Here is a 20,108-nt window from a genome sequence, read left to right as displayed (position 1 = left end):
ACGACGCACATGACTAGGCACACGCTCTCCGTCCTGGTGGAGAACACCCCCGGCATCCTCGCCCGGATCGCCGCGCTCTTCTCCCGGCGCGGGTTCAACATCGACTCGCTCGCCGTCGGTGTCACCGAACACCCCGACATCTCCCGCATCACCATCGTGGTGAATGTCGAGGACCTGCCCCTGGAGCAGGTCACCAAGCAGCTCAACAAGCTGGTGAACGTCCTGAAGATCGTCGAACTCGAGCCCAGCGCTGCGATCCAGCGCGAGCTCGTGCTGGTGAAGGTCCGCGCCGACAACGAGACCCGCTCCCAGATCGTCGAGATCGTCCAGCTGTTCCGCGCCAAGACCGTGGACGTCTCGCCCGAGGCGGTCACCATCGAGGCCACCGGTTCGAGTGACAAGCTCGACGCGATGCTCAAGATGCTGGAGCAGTTCGGCATCAAGGAACTCGTGCAGTCCGGCACGATCGCCATAGGGCGTGGTGCGCGGTCCATCACCGACCGCTCCCTGCGGGCCCTCGACCGCAGCGCCTGACCGTCGACCCCGGCCGGCCGCCGTCCACCGCGGCGGTCCGCCAGGCGAGACCCGAAAACCTTCCTCCCGCTCCCCGCCGTACGGTGGGACGCAACACCAGCACATCAAGGAGAAATCCAGTGGCCGAGCTGTTCTACGACGCCGACGCCGACCTGTCCATCATCCAGGGCCGCAAGGTCGCGGTGATCGGTTACGGCAGCCAGGGGCACGCCCACGCGCTGTCGCTCCGTGACTCGGGTGTCGACGTCCGCGTCGGTCTGCACGAGGGCTCCAAGTCCAAGGCCAAGGCCGAGGAGCAGGGCCTGCGCGTCGTCACGCCCGCCGAGGCCGCGGCCGAGGCCGACGTCATCATGATCCTGATCCCGGACCCGATCCAGGCCAAGGTCTACGAGGAGTCCATCGCCCCGCACCTGAAGGACGGCAAGGCCCTCTTCTTCGCCCACGGCTTCAACGTCCGCTTCGGCTTCATCAAGCCCCCGGCCGGCGTCGACGTCGCGCTCGTCGCCCCCAAGGGCCCGGGCCACCTGGTCCGCCGTCAGTACGAGGAGGGCCGCGGCGTCCCCGCGATCGCCGCGGTCGAGCAGGACGCCACGGGCGGCGCCTTCGCCCTGGCGCTCTCGTACGCCAAGGCCATCGGCGGCACCCGTGCGGGCGTCATCAAGACGACCTTCACCGAGGAGACCGAGACCGACCTCTTCGGCGAGCAGGCCGTCCTCTGCGGTGGCGCCAGCGCGCTGGTCAAGGCGGGCTTCGAGACCCTGGTCGAGGCCGGCTACCAGCCGGAGATCGCCTACTTCGAGTGCCTGCACGAGCTGAAGCTCATCGTCGACCTCATGTACGAGGGCGGCCTGGAGAAGATGCGCTGGTCCGTCTCCGAGACCGCCGAGTGGGGCGACTACATCACCGGCCCGCGCATCATCACGGACGCCACCAAGGCCGAGATGAAGCAGGTCCTCGCGGAGATCCAGGACGGCACCTTCGCCCAGAACTGGATGGACGAGTACCACGGCGGTCTGAAGAAGTACAACGAGTACAAGACCCAGGACGAGAAGCACCTCCTGGAGACCACCGGCAAGGAGCTGCGCAAGCTCATGAGCTGGGTGAACGACGAGGAGGCGTAAGCCTCGGCGGAGCGGGCCGGACACTGTGTCCGGCCCGCTCCACTTCGTTGGACAGGCCGTCCAACCACGGACGGGTGATCCTTCCAACGAGGCGCATGAATCGCGCCAGTGCACCACTACACTGCTCAACACCATTCGCGTTCAGGCCCACAGCGTCGTGCGCTTTCACGCGGCAAGCCCCCTCCACCGCATGCGGCCGTCGGGACGGCCGTCCGCACTGGATCTGTGAGGACTCACGTGAGCTCGAAACCCGTCGTACTCATCGCTGAAGAGCTGTCGCCCGCCACCGTCGACGCCCTGGGCCCGGACTTCGAGATCCGGCACTGCAACGGCGCGGACCGCGCCGAGCTGATCCCCGCCATCGCCGACGTGGACGCGATCCTGGTCCGCTCCGCGACCAAGGTCGACGCCGAGGCCATCGCCGCCGCCAACAAGCTCCGCGTCGTCGCCCGCGCCGGTGTCGGCCTGGACAACGTGGACGTCTCCGCCGCCACCAAGGCCGGCGTGATGGTCGTGAACGCCCCGACCTCCAACATCGTCACCGCCGCCGAGCTCGCCTGCGGTCTGCTCGTCGCCACCGCGCGCAACATCCCGCAGGCCAACACCGCGCTGAAGAACGGCGAGTGGAAGCGCTCCAAGTACACGGGCGTCGAGCTCAGCGAGAAGACCCTCGGTGTCGTCGGCCTCGGCCGCATCGGCGTCCTGGTCGCCCAGCGGATGTCCGCGTTCGGCATGAAGATCGTCGCCTACGACCCCTACGTGCAGCCGGCCCGCGCCGCCCAGATGGGGGTGAAGCTGCTGACCCTGGACGAGCTCCTGGAGGTCGCCGACTTCATCACCGTCCACCTGCCGAAGACCCCCGAGACCCTCGGTCTCATCGGCGACGAGGCGCTGCACAAGGTCAAGCCGTCCGTCCGGATCGTCAACGCCGCGCGCGGCGGGATCGTGGACGAGGAGGCGCTGTACTCGGCGCTCAAGGAGGGCCGGGTCGCGGGCGCGGGCCTCGACGTGTACGCGAAGGAGCCCTGCACGGACTCCCCGCTCTTCGAGCTCGACCAGGTCGTCTGCACCCCGCACCTCGGCGCGTCCACGGACGAGGCGCAGGAGAAGGCCGGTATCGCGGTCGCCCGCTCGGTGCGGCTCGCGCTCGCCGGTGAGCTGGTCCCGGACGCGGTCAACGTCCAGGGCGGTGTCATCGCCGAGGACGTCAAGCCCGGTCTGCCGCTCGCCGAGAAGCTCGGCCGGATCTTCACCGCGCTCGCGGGCGAGGTCGCGGCGCGGCTCGACGTCGAGGTGTACGGCGAGATCACCCAGCACGACGTGAAGGTGCTCGAACTCTCCGCGCTCAAGGGCGTGTTCGAGGACGTGGTCGACGAGACCGTGTCGTACGTCAACGCCCCGCTCTTCGCCCAGGAGCGCGGTGTCGAGGTCCGGCTCACGACCTCCAGCGAGTCCCCCGACCACCGCAACGTGGTCACCGTGCGCGGCACCCTGGGCAACGGCGAGGAGGTCGCGGTCTCCGGCACGCTGGCCGGCCCCAAGCACCTCCAGAAGATCGTCGCCGTCGGCGACTACGACGTGGACGTGGCGCTCGCCGACCACATGGTGGTGCTGCGCTACGAGGACCGCCCGGGTGTCGTCGGCACCGTCGGCCGGATCCTCGGCGAGGCCGGTCTGAACATCGCGGGCATGCAGGTGGCGCGCGCGGAGGAGGGCGGCGAGGCGCTCGTCGTGCTCACCGTCGACGACACGGTCCCGGCGGCGGTGCTCGCGGAGATCGCGGCCGAGATCGGCGCGGCGTCGGCCCGTTCGGTCAACCTGGTCTGATCGGGTTCCCGCCCGGAGCAACCCCGTACCCGGTCACTAGACAAGCGTCTTACACGACTGTCTAGCGGCCGGGTACAGTGCTGTCATGGGACACAAGGAAGACCTGCTCGACGGCGCCAAGCGCTGCCTCCTGGAGAAGGGTTACGCCCGGACCACGGCCCGCGACATCGTCGCCGCCTCGGGCACCAACCTCGCCTCCATCGGCTACCACTACGGCTCCAAGGACGCCCTGCTCCAGCAGGCCTTCCTCGCGTTGACCGAGGAGTGGGGCAACCGCGTCGGCCCCGCGGGCAGCGGTGAGGACAGGAAGACGCTGCCGGCCGACCCGTACGCCCGCTTCCACGCGGTCTGGGAGCAGGTGATCGCCGCCGCCGAGGCCAGCCGCCCCCTCTGGAAGCTCCAGACGGAGGTCGTCACCCGCCTCGACGACGACGAGAAGCTCCGCGAGGCCATCAAGGAGCCGCAGCGCGAGGGCAGGTTGGGCATGGCGGAGGTCTTCCTCGGCCTCGACCCGGACGCGGACCCGGAGAAGGCCCGGGTGGCGGGTCTGCTCTGTCAGGCGCTCGCCGCCGGCGTGATGATCCAGTGGATGGTCGACCCCGAGACGGCCCCGACGGCGGACGACCTGACCGAGGGGCTCAAGGTGCTGATGGGGGACCGATAGCGTCGACCCGGCTCAGCGCCACGGGATGTTCCGCCACGGGCTGCCCTCGTGCTCCGTGAGGGCGCGGTGGGCGGCCACGTTGTCCTCGTGGTACGGCCCGTACTCCTCTCCGTCGAAGCGCAGGACGCGGCCCAGCGCGTACCCCGCCGAGTACTCCTCCCACGACCCGTAGGCCGAGCGGGCGAGCGCCCCCGCGTGCACGATCGCCTGCTCGGCCTCGGGGGGCGCGCAGAAGCGGGCCGTCAGGCCCCAGCGGGCCACGTTCACCGCGCGCCCGTAGTCGTACGCGACCGTCCTGCGCACCCGCCCGTCCGGCGGCAGCAGCCCGTCGGCGCGGAACCGGGCCTCGTAGCGCAGGACGCGGCGGACCAGCTCCTCGATCGCCCGCACCGTCGCGGGGCTCGCGCCCAGGTCCTGGGCGTGTCCCGCGGCCGTCTCGCGCCACTCGTCCGGGGAGGGGACCGCGCCGCGGGCGACCCGCAGCTCCTCGCGGACCCGCAGGACGAAGTCCGGCTCCGGCGGGCTGTTGCGCCCGTCGAGCAGCGCGTCCAACTGCCTGCGCCAGCCCTCGCGTTCGGTGACGCCCCACCCCTCGCGGAGGGTGTCGAGGATGATCGTGTACCCCATGTAGGCCGTGCCCACGTCGTTCCACGGGACGCCGTTGCCGAACGCCAGATGCGTGCCGCAGGCCAGACCGAAGGCGAGCGGCCCGTGCAGCGGGCCGTTGCGCAGGGCGACCAACCGGCCCTTCGTGCTCCGCTCTTCCTCGGCGTACGCGCGCAGCCACCAGGCGCGGCGGTCCGGGGTCGCGGACAGCAGCAGCTCGCCGGGGGTGCCGCCGTTGACGGCGAGCAGGACCCGCGGGTCGCGCCACTCGAACTCGGCGATCCTGCGCAGGTTCACCTGGTGGAACACCCAGTCCGGGTGCCAGGGCGGCAGCATGCCGCGGGTGAGCACCGGCCGGACGCGGAGCCCCTTCGGCGCCGGCCGGCTGCGCCACCAGATGCTGTCCGGGTCGGCGTCGACCTCCGCCTTGGGGGCGCCGATGAAGAGTTCGGCGCCGGCGAGGGCCCGTAGCTGCGCCCTGAGGTCGCCGCTCAGCACCGCCTCGTGGAGCAGCTGCTCGGTCTCGGACGGCGGGATCCACGGGGCGGCGTGGTCGGTGCGGGAACGGCGGAAGTTCATGACCATGGGATGTTCCGGTAGGGGCTCGACGGGTCCTGGGTGAGGGCGTGGTGGATGGCCAGGGACTCCTGGTACATCGGCTCCGGGTCGCCCTCGTCGAAGTGGATCAGCCGGGCCAGCAGATAGCCGAGCGAGAACTCCGTCCAGGAGCGGTAGACGGGCCGGGCCGCTTCGAGGACCTGGAGCACGGACCGCTCCGCCTCCTGCGGATCGACGTAGCGGGCGCCGAGCGCGAGCCGTACGACGTTCACGGCCCGGCCGTGGTCGAAGGCGGCGAGGGTGTCGACCCGGCCGTCCGGCGGGAGCAGGCCGTCGACCCGGAACCGGTGCTCGTAGTGGGTGATCCGGCGCAGGAACTCGGCGGCCTCCGCCGGGTCCTCGCCCCAGCGGTCGTCCCGCTCGGCCGTCTCGGTGACGGCGGACGTCCACTGCTCGGCCGTGGGCGGGCCGCCCTGCCGGGCGGTGAGCCGGCGCCGGACCGCCAGGACCGACTCGGGGACCCGGCCGACGAGCCGGGTCGCGATCAGCGTCCGCACCTTGTCCCGGACGTCCGAGCGCTGGTGGACGGCCCAGGGGTTCCGCAACCGCGAGACGTCCGACGGGTAGTCCTCGTACTGGGCGCCGAGCCGGTTCCACACCAGGCCGTTGAGGACGGCGAGGTGCGCGCCGAGGGCGAGTGCCTGCGCGACCGGCCCGTGCAGATGCTCGCCGGCGTGCGTGAGCAGCCGCAGCCGCGCGGGCCCGCCGCCGTGGGCCTCGGCCTCCCGCCAGGCCCTCCGGTCGCCGGACCTGGCCGGCAGGACGGTCGCGCACGGGGTGTCCGGGTTGACCGCGAGCCGCCACCGGTCGTTCGGCCAGGCCGCGGCGAGCCGGCCGAGGGTGGTCTGCTTGAACACCCACTCCGGGTGCCACGGCGGGAGCATGCCCTCGGTGAGGACCGGCACCACGGTGCGCAGGCCGGCCCTGTCGCGCTGGTGGGGGAGCGGCGGGCTGTGGCCGGGCACGTCGGCCTGGAGCCGGGGGAGGAGCACATAGAGGCGGGTCCGCCCGAGGGCGTCCAGGGCGGCCTCCCGGTCCCCGCGCTCACCGGCCTCGTACAGCAGCTGCTCGGTGTACGTCGGTGCCGTCCAACTCCCCGTGTTCATGGGGAGATCCTATGTACCGGTCGGCGCGGCCCGTTCTCAGAGCCTGGCGGCCTTGAGGGCCATGTGCAGCAACAGGCGGTCCTCGCCCGCGTCGAGGTCGAGGCCCGTCAGCTGTTCCACGCGGGAGAGACGGTAGTAGAGGGTCTGCCGGTGGATGCCGAGGGCGGTCGCCGTGCGTCCGGCCTGGCCCGCGTTGTCGAGGAACACCTCGGCGGTGCGGGCCAGTTCGTGGTGTGCGGGGGTGAGCAGGGTGCGGACCGCGGGATCGGGCTCGGCCGGCGGGAGGGCGGTGAGCAGGCGGTACGGGCCGAGGGTGGCCCACTCGGCGACCGGCCCCAGGTGCGGCTGGGCGCTCGCGGTGCGGGCGGCCGCGGTGGCCTCGCGCCAGGAGACGTCCAGGTCCGCGAGCCCGCGGCGGGGCGAGGCGATCCCGGTGACGGCGCCCTCGCCCGCCGCGCCCCGGAGCCGTTCGGCGGCGGTCACCGCGGGCGCGAGGTTGTCGGCGGCCCGGAGGCGGACGAGGACGGCGAGGGCGCGGCCCGTCGAGGCCGCTCCGGCCGCTGCCCCCGGCCCGGGCTCGCCGCCCGCCGGAGCGCGCCACGGCACCGTGCACAGGACCGCGGCCCCCGGGACCGTACGGGAGGAGGGGCTGTCCTCGTCGGACCACGGCGCGAGGCACACCAGGGCGTGCAGGCCCTCGGCGTCCGCGCCCAGGGCCGAGCGCAGGGCGGTGAGGGCCATGTCGTACTGCCAGCCGCGCTCGGCCGTCAGGGCGGCCCGCAGCTCGCGCGAGAGGTCGGCGCCCGCGCGCTCCTCGTCGGCGAGGAGGCCGCCGATCCGGGTGGCGACCTCCATGGCGGCGGTCAGCTGGGCGTGGGTCGGCGCGGGCTCGGCATCGAGGAGCCAGACGTAGCCGAGGACGACGCCCCGATGGCGTACGGGCAGGCAGATGCGGTCGCGGAAGACGCCCGCGTCGGGGGCGGCCGGGATGCGGACGGGACCGGTCGCCCGGGTGATGCCGAAGCCCTCGAACCAGGCGCGGACCGCCGGGGTCGACTTCCGGGTCAGGATCGAGCGCGTACGGACGGGGTCCATCGCCGTGTCGTCGTCGCTGTCGTGGGCGCCGAAGGCGATCAGCCCGAAGTCCCGGTTCTCCAGCGTCGCGGGCGCCCCGAGCAGCGCGGAGATCTCGTCCACCAGTTCTTGGTAATCGCCCTTCACGGCGCCATTCTCGCACCCCTTCAGACATATGTATGAGATGCCGCCCACGGATGCGTGACAGCTGTCGATGGCAGAGGATCGGAGCGATCCTTAGGTTTCACGGTGGTTCTCCGTGCTGTTCCGATTCCTTACGAAAGATCGGTTACGGCACCCTTCGTCACCCTGCTTTCTGGAGGTCCCCGTGCTGGGTCCCGTGATCCTCGCCGCGTCCCGCAGCGACAAGATGCGCCGTTTCGTGTCGGCCGCGCCCGGGACCAAGCAGGTCGTCGACCGGTTCATCGCCGGCGAGACGGTCGACCACGTCATCCCGATCGTCCAGGACATCACCTGCCGCGGCCTGGAGGTCACCCTCGACGTCGTCGGTGAGGACATCACCACCGTCGAGCAGTCGTACGCCGCCCGCGACGCGTACCTGGAGCTCATCGGCCGCCTGAAGGAGCTGGGCCTCGGCGAGCGCGCCGAGATGTCCGTGAAGCTCTCCATGTTCGGCCAAGCGCTGGAGGGGGGCCACGAGCTGGCCCTCGCCAACGTCCGCCCGGTCGTCGCGGCCGCCGCCGAGATCGGCACCACGGTCACCCTGGACGCCGAGGACCACACCACCCTCGACTCGATGTTCGCCATCCACGAGGAGCTGCGGAAGGACTTCCCGCAGACCGGATGCGTCATCCAGGCGTACCTCTTCCGCACGGAGGAGGACGCCCACCGCCTCGCCGCCAACGGCTCCCGCGTCCGGATCGTCAAGGGCGCCTACAAGGAGCCCGCCTCCGTCGCCCTCCAGGACAAGCCGGAGATCGACAAGGCCTACGTCCGGATCATGAAGATCCTGATGGAGGGCGAGGGCTACCCGATGATCGGCTCGCACGACCCGCGCCTGATCTCGATCGGCCAGGAGCTCGCCCGCCGTGCGGGGCGCAAGCTGGACGAGTACGAGTTCCAGATGCTGTACGGCATCCGCAGCGAGGAGCAGAACCGTCTCGCCGCCGAGGGACACCGCATGCGTGTCTACACCGCGTACGGCACCGACTGGTACGGCTACTTCATGCGCCGCCTCGCGGAGAAGCCGGCCAACCTCCTCTTCTTCGTCCGCTCCATCCTCACCAAGGGCTGAGCCCACCACTCAAAAGGAGTTACGAGACTCATGGACGCTGTGACCCAGGTCCCCGCTCCGGTCAACGAGCCGGTGCACAGCTACGCCCCCGGTTCCCCCGAGCGCGCCCGTCTGGAGGTCAAGCTCAAGGAGCTGGCCGAGAACCCGCGCGAGCTGCCGATGACCATCGGTGGCGTCAAGCGCATGGGCGGCGGCGAGCGCGTCGACGTCGTGCAGCCGCACAACCACAAGTCCGTCATCGGCACCTTCGCCGGCGCCACCGAGGCCGACGCCCAGGACGCCATCGACGCCGCCCTGGCCGCCGCCCCGGCCTGGCGCGCGATGGCCTTCGACGACCGCGCCGCGATCATCCTGCGCGCCGCCGAGCTGCTCGCCGGCCCCTGGCGCGAGACGCTGGCCGCCTCCACGATGCTGGGCCAGTCCAAGACCGCGCAGCAGGCCGAGATCGACACCCCCTGCGAGCTCGTCGACTTCTGGCGCTTCAACGTGGCGTACGCCCGTCAGATCCTCGCCGAGCAGCCGCCGGCGAACTCCCCGGGTGTGTGGAACCGCCTCGACCACCGCCCGCTGGAGGGCTTCGTCTACGCGATCACGCCGTTCAACTTCACGGCCATCGCGGGCAACCTGCCCACCGCCCCCGCCCTCATGGGCAACGTGGTGATCTGGAAGCCGTCCCCGACCCAGACCCACTCCGCCGTGCTCCTCATGGAGCTCCTGGAGGAGGCCGGTCTGCCGAAGGGCGTCATCAACCTGGTCACGGGCGACGGCATCGCCGTCTCCGAGGTGGCGCTGAACCACCCCGACCTGGCGGGCATCCACTTCACCGGTTCCACCAAGACCTTCCAGCACCTGTGGAAGACGGTCGGCACCAACATCGAGAAGTACCGCTCCTACCCGCGGATCGTCGGCGAGACCGGCGGCAAGGACTTCGTCGTCGCCCACCCGAGCGCCGACCGCGCGATCCTGAAGACCGCGCTGACCCGCGGCTCCTTCGAGTTCCAGGGCCAGAAGTGCTCCGCGTCCTCGCGTGCGTACGTCCCGGCCTCGATCTGGAACTCGGGCTTCAAGGAGGAGTTCGCGGCCGAGGTCGACGGCATCACCATGGGTGACGTCACCGACCTGTCGAACTTCATCGGCGCCGTCATCGACGAGCGTTCGTTCGCCAAGAACAAGGCCGCGATCGACCGCGCGAAGGCCGACGCCTCCTGCACGATCGTCGCCGGTGGCACGTACGACGACTCGGAGGGCTACTTCGTCCGTCCGACCGTCATCGCGTGCACCGACCCGGAGAACGAGGTCTTCACGACCGAGTACTTCGGCCCGATCCTCGCCGTCCACGTCTACGAGGACGAGAAGTACGAGGAGATGCTGGCGCAGATGGAGTCGGTGTCGGCGTACGCGCTGACCGGCTCGATCATCGCCGGTGACCGGGCGGCCGCGGCCGACGCGATGGAGAAGCTCCGCTTCGCCGCGGGCAACTTCTACATCAACGACAAGTCGACCGGCGCCGTCGTCGGCCAGCAGCCCTTCGGCGGCGGCCGCGCCTCCGGCACCAACGACAAGGCCGGCGCCCCGCAGAACCTGATGCGCTGGACGCTGACCCGCGCGATCAAGGAGACCCTGGTCCCGCCGACCGAGTACGGCTACCCGCACATGGGCTGATGCCGTAGCTCCCCCCGAACACCGCCCCCCTCCTCGGTCCCCCAACTGAGGACGGGGGCGGTTCTCATTCCGCGGGCTTACGCTGCTGGGAGGGGGCTCGGTGAGGAGGTAGGCCATGCCTGGTTCGACGACACTCGGCCCCGGGCACGGGGTCGACGCGATCGAGCACCAAGACGCGGTGCGGATGGCGTCCCTGATGAAGGAGCTGTACCGGCTGATGACCGAGCCGGGGTCCGACCGGCTCACGGACGCGCAGGTCGCGGCCCTCCGCGCGGGTGACGGCCTCCATCGTGAGGGCTTCACCGACTGGGTGGAGCGCATGACCCGTGACCTGGAGAAGGCTACGGCCTGACGGGGACACGCCGTGCCAGGAAGTCCCCGATCAGCGCGGCGATCGCCGGCGCGTGGGTCTCCAGGGCGAAGTGCCCTGTCGGCAGGAGGTGGACCTCCGCGTCCGGGAGGTCGCGGAGGAAGGCTTTCGCGCCCGCGGGGACGAAGACCTCGTCGCCTTCGCCCCAGACGGCGAGCAGCGGGACCCCGGTGGAGCGGAAGTAGTCGTGGAAGGCCGGGTAGAGCGCGAAATTGGAGCCGTAGTCCGCGATCAGGCCGAGCTGGATCTCGTCCTGGCCGTCACGCGCCATGAGGGCGGCGTCGTGGTACCAGGCGTCGGGGCTGAGCAGGTCGCGGAACTCGGCAGGGACGCCGGTCTCGTACTGCCACCTGATCCCGTCGAGGGAGCGGATCGCGCGGACCGGCTCCTCGGTCGCGGGGGTGCGCTCGGCGATCAGCGCGAGGACGGGCGCCCAGGCGTCGGCGCCGAGGCCCTCCTCGTACGCGTTCCCGTTCTGGGTGACGATCGCGGTGACGCGCTCGGGGTGGGCGAGGGCGAGGCGGAGGCCGATCGGGGCGCCGTAGTCCTGGATGTAGATCGCGAACCGGTCCAGACCGAGGGCCTCGGTGAACTCCTCGGTGATGGCGGCGAGTTCGGCGAAGGTGTAGTCGAACTCGGCCGCCGAGGGCGCCGCGCTGCGGCCGAAGCCCAGGTGGTCGGGGGCGATGAGGCGAAGGGGGCCCCTCCCTGCACGAGCGGAGCCGAGAGCTTGGGGGACATCGGCGAGGCGCGGGATCAGGTCGCGGAACATGTGCGAACTGGTCGGGAAGCCGTGCAGCAGGAGCAGGACGGGCGCGTCGGCGGGCCCCGCCTCCCGGTAGAAGATCTCGTGGCCCCGAACGGTGACCGTGCGGTGGTGGACCTGCTGCACCTGCTGCACCTGCTGCTTCACGCTCGACATCCCTAACCCCCTGGGGTGGTGTGAGTGGTTACGGAGAGAGTCAAACAGGAGCACTTCTAACCTGTCAAGAAATCTTTAACGGTTAGCCGGGAGGGTGGGCACACTGGGGGCATGACGGACTCTCTCCACACTGCCCCCACCCATGAACTCGGGCCCCAACGGCTCCGCGCCGTACGGGAGATGCTCGACGCCGCGTTCGGCGGCGGATTCTCGGACGAGGACTGGGACCACGCCCTCGGCGGCGTCCACGCCTGGGTCGAGGACGAGCGCGGGATCGCCGCGCACGGCAGCGTCATCATGCGGCGCGTGCTCCACGACGGCCGGTCGTACCGCGTCGGTTACGTCGAGGGGGTCGGGGTGCGGGGCGACCGGCGCAGGGAGGGGCTCGGCGGGCGGGTGATGGCCGAGCTGGAGCGGGTGATCGACGGGGCGTACGCGTTCGGGGCGCTGTCCGCCTCCGACGAAGGGGCCGCGCTCTACACGGCGCGGGGCTGGCGGCTCTGGGAGGGCCGGATCGAGGCGCTCGGCCCCGAGGGGATCGTCCACCTGCCCGAGGAGGAGGACTCGACCTACGTGCGGTCGGCGGGCGGCCGGCGGCTGCCGGGCCCCGCCGCCGCGCTCGTCTTCGACTGGCGCGACGGCGACGTGCTCTGAGGGGCTCCGGGCGGGTCAGTGCTTCGGCGGTGCGGGGGGCGCGTCGTCCGCGTTCCGCGCTGCCGCCGCCGCGGCGACCTCGCCGCGCGCCGTCTCCAGCCTCGACGTGACCACGGAGGACACCAGGGCGCCCAGGCCCATGAGCAGCATGACGTACCCCGGCAGGCCGAGGGTCAGGGCGGCGGCGGCCGAGAGCAGCATCCAGCAGCCGAGCAGCGCCTTGCCGCGGCGGCTCAGGAAGAGCCACTGGGCGGGCGTGGCGGGCAGGGTGTCCAGGGCGCCCGCCGGGCCCGCGCTGGCGGCCTTGGGGCGCTTGAAGTAGCCGTACACCATCCACTCGCCGCACAACTCCCACCCCTCCGGCGAGAGTTCGGCGAGCACCTGGTCCTTGCGGCGGCCCCTGATGACCTCGCGCCGGTACTCCCAGCGCAGCGCCTGGCCCGGAGCGCGGCGGCAGACGAAACGGCCGACGGAGTCCAGCGACTCGACCTCCCACCCCTGGTCGCCGTGGATCGCCAGCATCCGCCGGTCGTTGAAGAGGTCCGCCGTCCACGTCCAGCTCTCCGCCGCCTCCTCGGGCGCGCCGGGCGGCGGTACGACCCCGCCGAGCTGCGCCGCGAACGCGGTCGCGGGGCCGAACTCCTCCACGGCGTCCGTCCCGGTCTCCGCCAGGTGCGCGCGCAGATCGGCCACGGTCGAGGCGATCTGCTCCGCCGGGACCCCGGCCGTGCGCAGGGCCGCGGCCAGCTCCTCGAAGTACGCGTCGGTCGTCATGATGTCGTTCCCCCTGGGTGCAGCATGGTCTGTACGGCGTGGTGGAAGTCCAGCCAGGCCCCGCTCTCGGCCGCGAGCTCCTCACGGCCCCGTTCGGTGAGCCGGTAGTAGCGGCGCCCCGGTCCGCGCTCGGCGGCACGGAACTCGGCCTCGACGAGGCCGGCCTCCTCCAGCCGGTTCAGCACCGGATAGAGCGTGCCGCCCTTGATCTCGCCGAGCCCGGCCCGGCCGAGCGCCTTGGCGATCTCGTACCCGTAACTCTCGCCGTCGGTCAGGCAGGAGAGGACGAGCAGGTCGAGGACTCCCTTGAGCCAGCTGGATCTGCGGTCTGCGGCCATGGCTGCATTCCATCACCACCTAGGTAGGAATGCAATCTAGATGGGTGGGCTAGCTGGATCGGGCCACCAGCATCTTGCCGGTGTTCTCGCCGCGCAGCATCCCCAGGAAGGCCTCGACGATGTGCTCGAAGCCGTCGGTGACCGTGATGTCCAGCGGCAGCCGTCCGCTGCGCAGATGCGGGACCGCGAACGCGTACAACTCCTCCTGCGCGTCCGCGTGGTCGCGCACCAGGAAGCCTTCGAGCCGGATGCTCTTCTCGACCAGGTCGAAGAGGTTGCGCGGGGCCGGCGGGGGAGTGGCGAGCGAGTGGTACTGGGCGACGGCGCCGACCCAGGCGATCCGGCCGTGCTCGCGCAGCGTGGCGATCGCGGCTTCCAGGTGGTCCCCGCCCACCCCGTCGAGCACGGCGTCGACCCCGTCCGGGGCCGCCTTCGCGAGCAACTCCCTCACCGGTCCGTCGTGGTGGTCGAAGGCGGCGTCGAAGCCCACCTCCTCCGTCAGGTACGCGACCTTCCGTGCCGACCCCGCGCTGCCGACCAGCCGCCCCGCGCCCAGCAGTCGCGCGAAGCGTCCCGCGGCCGTGCCGACCCCGCCCGCGGCGGCCGAGACGAACAGGTCCTCGCCCGGCTTCAGGCGCGCGATCCGGGTCAGGCCGACGTACGCCGACAGGCCCGTACCGCCCAGGACGCTCAGGTGCGCGGCGAGCGGTACGCCGTCGAAGTCCGGCACGGCGCGCACCTCGTCCGGCGCGAGGACGGAGTGCGTGCGCCAGCCCTTGCGGTGCAGGACCAGGTCGCCGGGGGAGAGCGCGGGGGTGCGGGAGTCGACGACCCGGCCGAGGGTGCGGCCCTCCATGGGGGAGCCGAGCGTCCACAGGAAGTCCCCGTCCATCGCCTCGCGGTGGTACGGGTCGACGGACCACAGGAGGTTCTCGACCAGCGCGGTACCGGGCGCCGGATCGGGCACGGGGGACTCGACGAAGGCGAAGTGACCGGGGGTGGGGAAGCCCTCGGGGCGGGCGGTCTGGTGGACGGTGATCATGGTGGCGTCGTGCGTCATGGGGGAGACCGTAGGAAGGAATCCGGGGGTCGGGCAGTAGGTTCCTTCGATGGGTCCGTCCGACCCATCGAAGTCGCTCATAGTCCGAGGTGAGAGCTGTCATGACCGACCTTGCGCCGCGCGAACTGCGCATTCTCGTCGCCGTCGGGAGCGAGCGCGGCTTCTCCGCGGCGGCCGCGGCGCTCGGCATGACCCAGTCCGCCGTCTCGCACTCGGTGCGGACCAGCGAGCGGAAGCTCGGCGCCGTCCTCTTCGAGCGGGGGCGCACCGGAGCCGCGCCCACCGTCGCCGGGGAGCGGGCCCTCGCCCACGCGCGGCGGGTGCTGCGGCTCCTGGAGGTGATGGGTGCCGAGGTGCGCGCGGCGGGGGAGGGCGCCGCCGGGGCCGGAACGGGCGCTGTCGCCGGGCCCTTGCGGATCGCCGCCTTCCGCAGCGCCGCGCTGCGGCTGCTCCCGCCCGCCCTCGAACGGCTCGCGGCCCGGCATCCGGGCATCGTCCCCGAGGTGCGGATCGTCCGGGAGGTCGGGCGCGGGGCGGCCGGCGAGGTCCTCGACGGGCGGGCGGACCTGGGCATCGCGACGATCGGGACGACCTCTCCCGTACCGCCGGAGCTCGTGGGCGGCGTGCTGGTCGAGGAGGGGTACGCGCTGGTGCACCCGGCCGGGCACGCGGCGCCGCGCACGCTGCCGCTGGTGGACTGGGTGGAGAACTGCACCTCGTACACCCGCCGCTGGTGGGCCGAGCAGGACTGGCTGCCCGCGGCGACCGTCGAGGCCGAGGACGACGGAGCCGTCCTCTCGATGGTGAGCAGTGGCTTCGGCATGGCCGTGATGCCGGAGCTCTCCCTGATCGGAGCACCGCCCTCGGTGGAGATCGCCGATCTCGGTCCGGCCCGCCCGACCCGGTCCGTCGGCTATGTCACCACCCCTGAGCTGGCGAAATCCCTCGCCGTGCGGGCGCTCATCCGGGAACTGCGCGCCGGCGCGCGCTGATCGGAGCCCTGTGGCCGTCTCAGATAGTAGGAAGTCCGAGTAATTGTGGAGACAGATGAGGGCGGCTGTCCTAGCTTTGTAGGAGCCGAACGTCTCGCTCCATCAGCGAATGGCGGTCGTGAGCGCGCTGCCCCTCGTGCAGGCAACCCCTGCGGGCCCGCTCCCCGCCTCTTCCGGCGCCTTCGATCACCACTGAGCTCCGCTCTCGGAGCACCACTGATCTCAAGGAGTCGATCCCCCATGGCCGCTGAGACCGCCCGCCGAGTCCGTCACTCCGTCGCCCGCCCGGGTGCCGACGACGCCCGCAAGAACGCCGCCGCCGCCCTCCAGCGCGCCCTCGACCGCCGTGACAACGGCGGGTCCACGGGCCACTGACCCGACCTGCCCGCGCGCCGTCGTGCCCGCCGGACGTGACCGGCGGGCGCAACGCGCCACCGTCCGCATCGTGGACGATGAGTGTCAGACGATGGGACGAGGAGTAGGGTGCCGACATGTCTCACAGCATCAATCTCGCAGTCATTCCCGGCGACGGCATCGGCCAGGAGGTCGTGGCCCAGGGCCTCAAGGTCCTCGCTGCCGCGCTTCCGCAGGATGTGAAGCTGGAGACGGAGGAGTACGACTTCGGCGCCAAGCGCTACCACGCGACCGGTGAGACCCTCACCGACGCCGACGTCGAGAACCTCAAGCGCCACGACGCCATCCTGCTCGGCGCGATCGGCGACCCGTCGGTCCCGTCCGGCGTGCTGGAGCGCGGCTTCCTGCTGAAGCTCCGCTTCCTCTTCGACCACCACGTCAACCTGCGGCCGTCGAAGCTGCTCCCGGGCGTCTCGACCCCGCTCAAGGGCGCGCCCGAGATCGACTTCATCGTGGTCCGCGAGGGCACCGAGGGTCCGTACACCGGCAATGGCGGCTCGATCCGCACCGGCACCCCGCACGAGGTCGCCACCGAGGTCTCGGTCAACACGGCCTTCGGCGTCGAGCGCGTCGTCCGTGACGCCTTCGCCCGCGCCCAGGCCCGCCCGCGCAAGAAGCTGACGCTGGTCCACAAGAACAACGTCCTGGCGTACGCCGGTCACCTCTGGACCAACATCTTCAACAAGGTGGCCGAGGAGTTCCCCGAGGTCACCACCGACTACCTGCACGTGGACGCGGCGACGATCTTCCTCGTCACGCAGCCCGAGCGGTTCGACGTGATCGTCACCGACAACCTCTTCGGCGACATCATCACGGACCTCGCCGCGGCCGTCTCCGGCGGCATCGGCGTCGCCGCCTCCGGCAACATCAACCCGAGCGGCGAGTTCCCGTCCATGTTCGAGCCCGTCCACGGCTCCGCGCCCGACATCGCGGGCCAGGGCAAGGCCGACCCGACGGCCACCGTGCTCTCCGTCGCTCTCCTCCTGCGCCACCTCGGCTACGAGACCGAGGCCGGCCGCATCGAGGCCGCCGTCGCCGCCGACCTGACCGAGCGCGGTGACTCCGTCCGTACGACGGACGAGATCGGCGACGCGCTCGCGGTACGCGTAGCGAGCTGACCCGCCGACTGAACGCCACACAGCCGCCGGGTCGCCATCGAGCACCCGGCGGCTGTACCTATGCGGTCGCAGGGTGCCACCATCGAACCCTGGACCGCGTCACACCGTTTTCCGCAGGGCCCTCCACGGGCGATAATCGAACGTGGGGCCGCGGCATGCGGTAAAGCTCGGACGTCCTAGCAGAGCACTGATAGCGGCGTGAGCGCGGTCCGTCACACACAACCGGTGAAGGACTAGCACTGATGACGACGACGCCCACGATCGAGCTCAAGCCCTCCTCCAGCCCGCTGTCCGACGCGGAGCGCGAGACGATCCTGGCCAACCCCGGGTTCGGCCGCCACTTCACCGACCACATGGTGACCATCCGCTGGACGGAGGGCCGCGGCTGGCACGACGGCCAGCTCGTGCCGTACGGCCCGCTCGCCCTCGACCCGGCGACGAACGTCCTGCACTACGCCCAGGAGATCTTCGAGGGCCTGAAGGCCTACCGCCGTCCCGACGGCTCCGTCGCGACCTTCCGCCCGGACGCCAACGCCCGGCGCTTCCAGGCCTCGGCCCGCCGCCTCGCCATGCCGGAGCTGCCGGTCGAGACCTTCATCGAGGCGTGCGACGTCCTCGTCCAGCAGGACAAGGCATGGGTCCCGGCGCACGGCGGCGAGGACTCCCTCTACCTGCGCCCGTTCATGATCGCGACCGAGATCGGCCTCGGTGTGCGGCCGGCGAACGAGTACCTCTTCGTCGTCATCGCCTCGCCGGCCGGACCGTACTTCCCCGGTGGCGTGAAGCCCGTCTCGATCTGGCTCTCCGAGGACCGCGTCCGCGCCGTCCCGGGCGGCGTGGGCGACGCCAAGACCGGCGGCAACTACGCGGCCTCCCTGCTGGCCCAGGCCGAGGCCGCCGCGAAGGGCTGCGACCAGGTCGCCTACCTCGACGCGGTGGAGCACAAGTGGGTCGAGGAGCTCGGCGGGATGAACCTGTACTTCGTGTACGGGGACAAGATCGTCACGCCGACCCTCACCGGTTCCCTGCTCGCGGGCATCACCCGTGACTCGCTCCTCCAGCTCGCCAAGGACCTCGGCTACACCTCCGAGGAGGGCCGGGTCTCCATCGACCAGTGGCAGGCCGACTCCGCGAACGGCACCCTCACCGAGGTCTTCGCCTGCGGCACGGCCGCGGTCATCACGCCCGTCGGCACGGTGAAGTCGGCGCGCGGCGAGTGGCAGCAGTCGGGCGGGCAGCCCGGCGAGGTCACGATGAAGCTGCGCGACGCGCTCCTGGCCATCCAGACGGGCAAGTCCGAGGACGTGCACGGCTGGACGCACCAGCTGGGTCAGTAGCCAGAAGCCCGTGGTCCCGTCGACCGATGGATCGGCCGACGGGACCACGGGTCTACGGGATCACGGGATCACTGGTCTACGGGACCACGGGTCTACGGGATCACGGGACCACGGGTCGACTAGTCGACCAGGGCCTCCGCGGCCGCCGGCCGCGCGGTGCGCGCGGTCCCGGAGGCGGGCGTCAGGGCGGCGTACAGCGCGCCGCCCACCAGTCCCGACAGCACGAAGCTGCAGTCGATTCCGCCCGTCAGGGCCAGCAGCGGCCCTTCGTACAGCGGTGTCGACACCGCCGCGAGGCCCACGCCCGCACCCAGCGCCCAGCTCAACGTCGCCCGCGGGTGCCAGCCGGCCGTGTACCAGTACGCGCCGCCCCGCGCCCGGCGGTTGTAGACCTGGAGCGCCTCCGGGTCGTACTCGCCCCTGCAGCGCGCGTGACCGATCAGCGTGATGACCGCCCACGGCGTGCCGATCGCCGTCAGGAGCAGGACGAACGAGGTCATCGCCGACTGCGCGTCCGAGGCGAAGTGGCCGAGGAAGACGAAGGCCGTCGCCACCGCCGCCACCACCAGCGTCGCCCGCGCCCGGGTCGCCCGGGGCAGGATCGCGTCCAGGTCCAGGCCCATCGAGTACAGCATCAGACCCGCGTTGCCGACCGTGCCGGCGGTCGCGGCGAGCAGCAGCGGCACCACGTACCAGGCGGGGGAGGCCGCGACCAGCGGGCCCGCGTAGTCCAGGGCGCCGCGCGCCGCCAACGCCGTGTACGTACCGAAGAGCTGAGGGATCAGCAGGCCGGCGACCAGGCCGATACAGGTGGTCCTCCAGACGGTCCTGGAGCTGTACCGCGCGGGGGATATGTAGCGGGTGTAGTCGCCCAGCAGGGTGATGAAGGCGACCGGGCCGCTCAGTCCGGCCGCCACCGCCGCCAGCACCCAGGTCGGCCAGAACGAGCCGAGCAGATACGGGGTGTCGGCGACCGGGGCCGTGGTGAAGTCGCCCGCGTACGCGACCAGGCCGAGGCCGAGGAGCAGGGTCATGCCGATCGCGAGCGCCTTGCTGAGCCGGAGCAGCAGGCCGTAGCCGTACACCGCGCCGACCACCGTGCAGGCGGCGAGCACCGCGTACACCGCCGCGTGGGCGGCGCCGCCGGTGGGCAGGCCGGTCAGCCGCGCGAGCGTGCCGACGACGACGTCCCCGCCGATCCACAGCGTCAGGGCCGTGTAGCCGAGGGAGAGCAGCAGCCCCACCACCGAGCCGACGAGCCGGCCGCGCACGCCGAAGAAGGCGCCGCTGGAGGTGGAGAGGTTCGTCGCGGTACGCAGCGAGACGAGGGCGAGCGGGGCGGTCACGGCGACGCCGACGAGCGTGCCGGTGACCACGGCGGAGACCGAGGCCCACAGGCCGAGGCCGAAGGAGACCGGCAGCCAGCCGAAGACGATCACTCCGAGGCAGAGGTTCGAGCCGAGGAGGATGGCCAGGAGGTCACGCGGGCCGCTGGTGCGTTCCGCTTCGGGGATGGTGTCGACTCCGCGCTGTTCGATCGGCATGGGCGCTCCTGCGGGGGCAAGCGGGCGGACAGAGGTCGGTTCTCGTTTTAGAGTGGCGCTCAATGTGACGCACTACTGTCCCGTACGTCAATCCTTGGATACCGCGCGTTCACCGTTT

At 71.5% G+C, this 20,108-nt stretch carries 20 protein-coding genes; 12 read left to right on the top strand and 8 right to left on the bottom strand.

What is annotated here, in order from left to right:
• Positions 1 to 9 precede the first annotated feature (9 nt).
• The 4 genes from ilvN to AB0E14_RS02220 all read left to right on the top strand — a co-directional run bounded on the left by ilvN (position 10) and on the right by AB0E14_RS02220 (position 4,146).
• Positions 10 to 534 (top strand): acetolactate synthase small subunit, encoded by a 525-nt coding sequence (gene ilvN / locus AB0E14_RS02235; protein WP_215065241.1) that lies wholly within the window; start codon positions 10 to 12, stop codon positions 532 to 534.
• Positions 535 to 653: 119 nt separating this feature from the next.
• A complete protein-coding gene (gene ilvC / locus AB0E14_RS02230) occupies positions 654 to 1,655 on the top strand; it encodes a ketol-acid reductoisomerase (protein ID WP_362410518.1) in 1,002 nt (333 codons plus the stop codon).
• 237 nt (positions 1,656 to 1,892) lie between these two features.
• Entirely contained in the window at positions 1,893 to 3,482 is a 1,590-nt protein-coding gene (gene serA, locus AB0E14_RS02225) for a phosphoglycerate dehydrogenase (protein ID WP_362410515.1), read from the top strand.
• An 85-nt stretch (positions 3,483 to 3,567) separates the two neighbouring features.
• On the top strand, positions 3,568 to 4,146 hold the full coding sequence (locus AB0E14_RS02220) for a helix-turn-helix domain-containing protein (protein WP_362410512.1): 579 nt from the start codon (positions 3,568 to 3,570) through the stop codon (positions 4,144 to 4,146).
• Positions 4,147 to 4,158: 12 nt separating this feature from the next.
• Here the strand turns inward: AB0E14_RS02220 and AB0E14_RS02215 are convergent, their stop codons facing one another.
• From AB0E14_RS02215 to AB0E14_RS02205, 3 genes are read right to left on the bottom strand one after another with little or no spacing between them, the layout of a single operon-like run.
• Positions 4,159 to 5,337, bottom strand: coding sequence for a DUF1266 domain-containing protein (locus tag AB0E14_RS02215; protein WP_362410509.1), 1,179 nt, complete (start codon positions 5,335 to 5,337; stop codon positions 4,159 to 4,161).
• The gene (locus AB0E14_RS02210) at positions 5,328 to 6,476 is read right to left on the bottom strand and encodes a DUF1266 domain-containing protein (protein WP_362410506.1); all 1,149 of its coding nucleotides are present in this window, start codon (positions 6,474 to 6,476) and stop codon (positions 5,328 to 5,330) included. Before AB0E14_RS02210 ends, AB0E14_RS02215 begins: the two co-directional genes overlap by 10 nt.
• Positions 6,477 to 6,512: 36 nt before the next feature.
• Complete coding sequence (locus AB0E14_RS02205) at positions 6,513 to 7,697, bottom strand: helix-turn-helix domain-containing protein (RefSeq protein WP_362410503.1); 1,185 nt, start codon at positions 7,695 to 7,697, stop codon at positions 6,513 to 6,515.
• Between the two features lie 181 nt (positions 7,698 to 7,878).
• Between AB0E14_RS02205 and AB0E14_RS02200 the strand changes: the two genes are divergently transcribed.
• The 3 genes from AB0E14_RS02200 (at position 7,879) to AB0E14_RS02190 (ending at position 10,819) form a co-directional block, all read left to right on the top strand.
• Entirely contained in the window at positions 7,879 to 8,805 is a 927-nt protein-coding gene (locus AB0E14_RS02200) for a proline dehydrogenase family protein (RefSeq protein ID WP_362410500.1), read from the top strand.
• A gap of 30 nt (positions 8,806 to 8,835) precedes the next feature.
• The gene (pruA, locus tag AB0E14_RS02195; protein WP_362410497.1) at positions 8,836 to 10,467 is read left to right on the top strand and encodes an L-glutamate gamma-semialdehyde dehydrogenase; all 1,632 of its coding nucleotides are present in this window, start codon (positions 8,836 to 8,838) and stop codon (positions 10,465 to 10,467) included.
• 115 nt (positions 10,468 to 10,582) lie between these two features.
• Positions 10,583 to 10,819: a hypothetical protein gene (locus AB0E14_RS02190; protein ID WP_362410494.1), complete on the top strand. Its 237-nt coding sequence runs from the start codon at positions 10,583 to 10,585 to the stop codon at positions 10,817 to 10,819.
• On the opposite strand, the gene AB0E14_RS02185 is transcribed toward AB0E14_RS02190, so the two are convergent.
• Complete coding sequence (locus AB0E14_RS02185) at positions 10,809 to 11,729, bottom strand: alpha/beta hydrolase (protein ID WP_362410838.1); 921 nt, start codon at positions 11,727 to 11,729, stop codon at positions 10,809 to 10,811. The two genes, AB0E14_RS02190 and AB0E14_RS02185, sit on opposite strands and share 11 nt — an antisense overlap.
• 141 nt (positions 11,730 to 11,870) lie before the next feature.
• Between AB0E14_RS02185 and AB0E14_RS02180 the strand changes: the two genes are divergently transcribed.
• Positions 11,871 to 12,413 (top strand): GNAT family N-acetyltransferase, encoded by a 543-nt coding sequence (locus AB0E14_RS02180; RefSeq protein WP_362410491.1) that lies wholly within the window; start codon positions 11,871 to 11,873, stop codon positions 12,411 to 12,413.
• Between the two features lie 15 nt (positions 12,414 to 12,428).
• Here AB0E14_RS02180 and AB0E14_RS02175 read toward each other — a convergent pair whose 3' ends face one another.
• From AB0E14_RS02175 to AB0E14_RS02165, 3 genes are read right to left on the bottom strand one after another with little or no spacing between them, the layout of a single operon-like run.
• Entirely contained in the window at positions 12,429 to 13,187 is a 759-nt protein-coding gene (locus AB0E14_RS02175; protein WP_362410488.1) for a hypothetical protein, read from the bottom strand.
• A complete protein-coding gene (locus tag AB0E14_RS02170) occupies positions 13,184 to 13,525 on the bottom strand; it encodes a PadR family transcriptional regulator (RefSeq protein WP_362410485.1) in 342 nt (113 codons plus the stop codon). The genes AB0E14_RS02175 and AB0E14_RS02170 overlap by 4 nt, the downstream gene beginning before the upstream one ends.
• Positions 13,526 to 13,574: 49 nt before the next feature.
• Positions 13,575 to 14,585 carry an NADP-dependent oxidoreductase gene (locus AB0E14_RS02165; protein WP_362410481.1) on the bottom strand — a complete coding sequence of 337 codons (1,011 nt, stop codon included), beginning with the start codon at positions 14,583 to 14,585 and terminating at the stop codon, positions 13,575 to 13,577.
• A gap of 101 nt (positions 14,586 to 14,686) precedes the next feature.
• Between AB0E14_RS02165 and AB0E14_RS02160 the strand changes: the two genes are divergently transcribed.
• From AB0E14_RS02160 to AB0E14_RS02145, 4 genes are all read left to right on the top strand, one after another.
• Positions 14,687 to 15,577: a LysR family transcriptional regulator gene (locus AB0E14_RS02160; RefSeq protein WP_362410478.1), complete on the top strand. Its 891-nt coding sequence runs from the start codon at positions 14,687 to 14,689 to the stop codon at positions 15,575 to 15,577.
• Positions 15,578 to 15,817: 240 nt separating this feature from the next.
• A complete protein-coding gene (locus AB0E14_RS02155) occupies positions 15,818 to 15,952 on the top strand; it encodes a hypothetical protein (protein WP_362410475.1) in 135 nt (44 codons plus the stop codon).
• 116 nt (positions 15,953 to 16,068) lie between these two features.
• The gene (locus AB0E14_RS02150; protein ID WP_362003519.1) at positions 16,069 to 17,109 is read left to right on the top strand and encodes a 3-isopropylmalate dehydrogenase; all 1,041 of its coding nucleotides are present in this window, start codon (positions 16,069 to 16,071) and stop codon (positions 17,107 to 17,109) included.
• A gap of 242 nt (positions 17,110 to 17,351) precedes the next feature.
• Positions 17,352 to 18,446, top strand: a complete 1,095-nt coding sequence (locus tag AB0E14_RS02145) for a branched-chain amino acid aminotransferase (RefSeq protein WP_362410471.1) — start codon at positions 17,352 to 17,354, stop codon at positions 18,444 to 18,446.
• A 119-nt stretch (positions 18,447 to 18,565) separates the two neighbouring features.
• On the opposite strand, the gene AB0E14_RS02140 is transcribed toward AB0E14_RS02145, so the two are convergent.
• The gene (locus tag AB0E14_RS02140) at positions 18,566 to 19,990 is read right to left on the bottom strand and encodes a cytosine permease (protein WP_362410468.1); all 1,425 of its coding nucleotides are present in this window, start codon (positions 19,988 to 19,990) and stop codon (positions 18,566 to 18,568) included.
• Between the last annotated feature and the right edge of the window lie 118 nt (positions 19,991 to 20,108).

Origin of the sequence: Streptomyces sp. NPDC047981, from assembly GCF_040653315.1 — a bacterium.
Lineage (GTDB): Bacteria > Actinomycetota > Actinomycetes > Streptomycetales > Streptomycetaceae > Streptomyces.
Note: the sequence above shows the minus strand (reverse complement) of the source record. Positions and strands in the feature narration are given on the sequence as shown.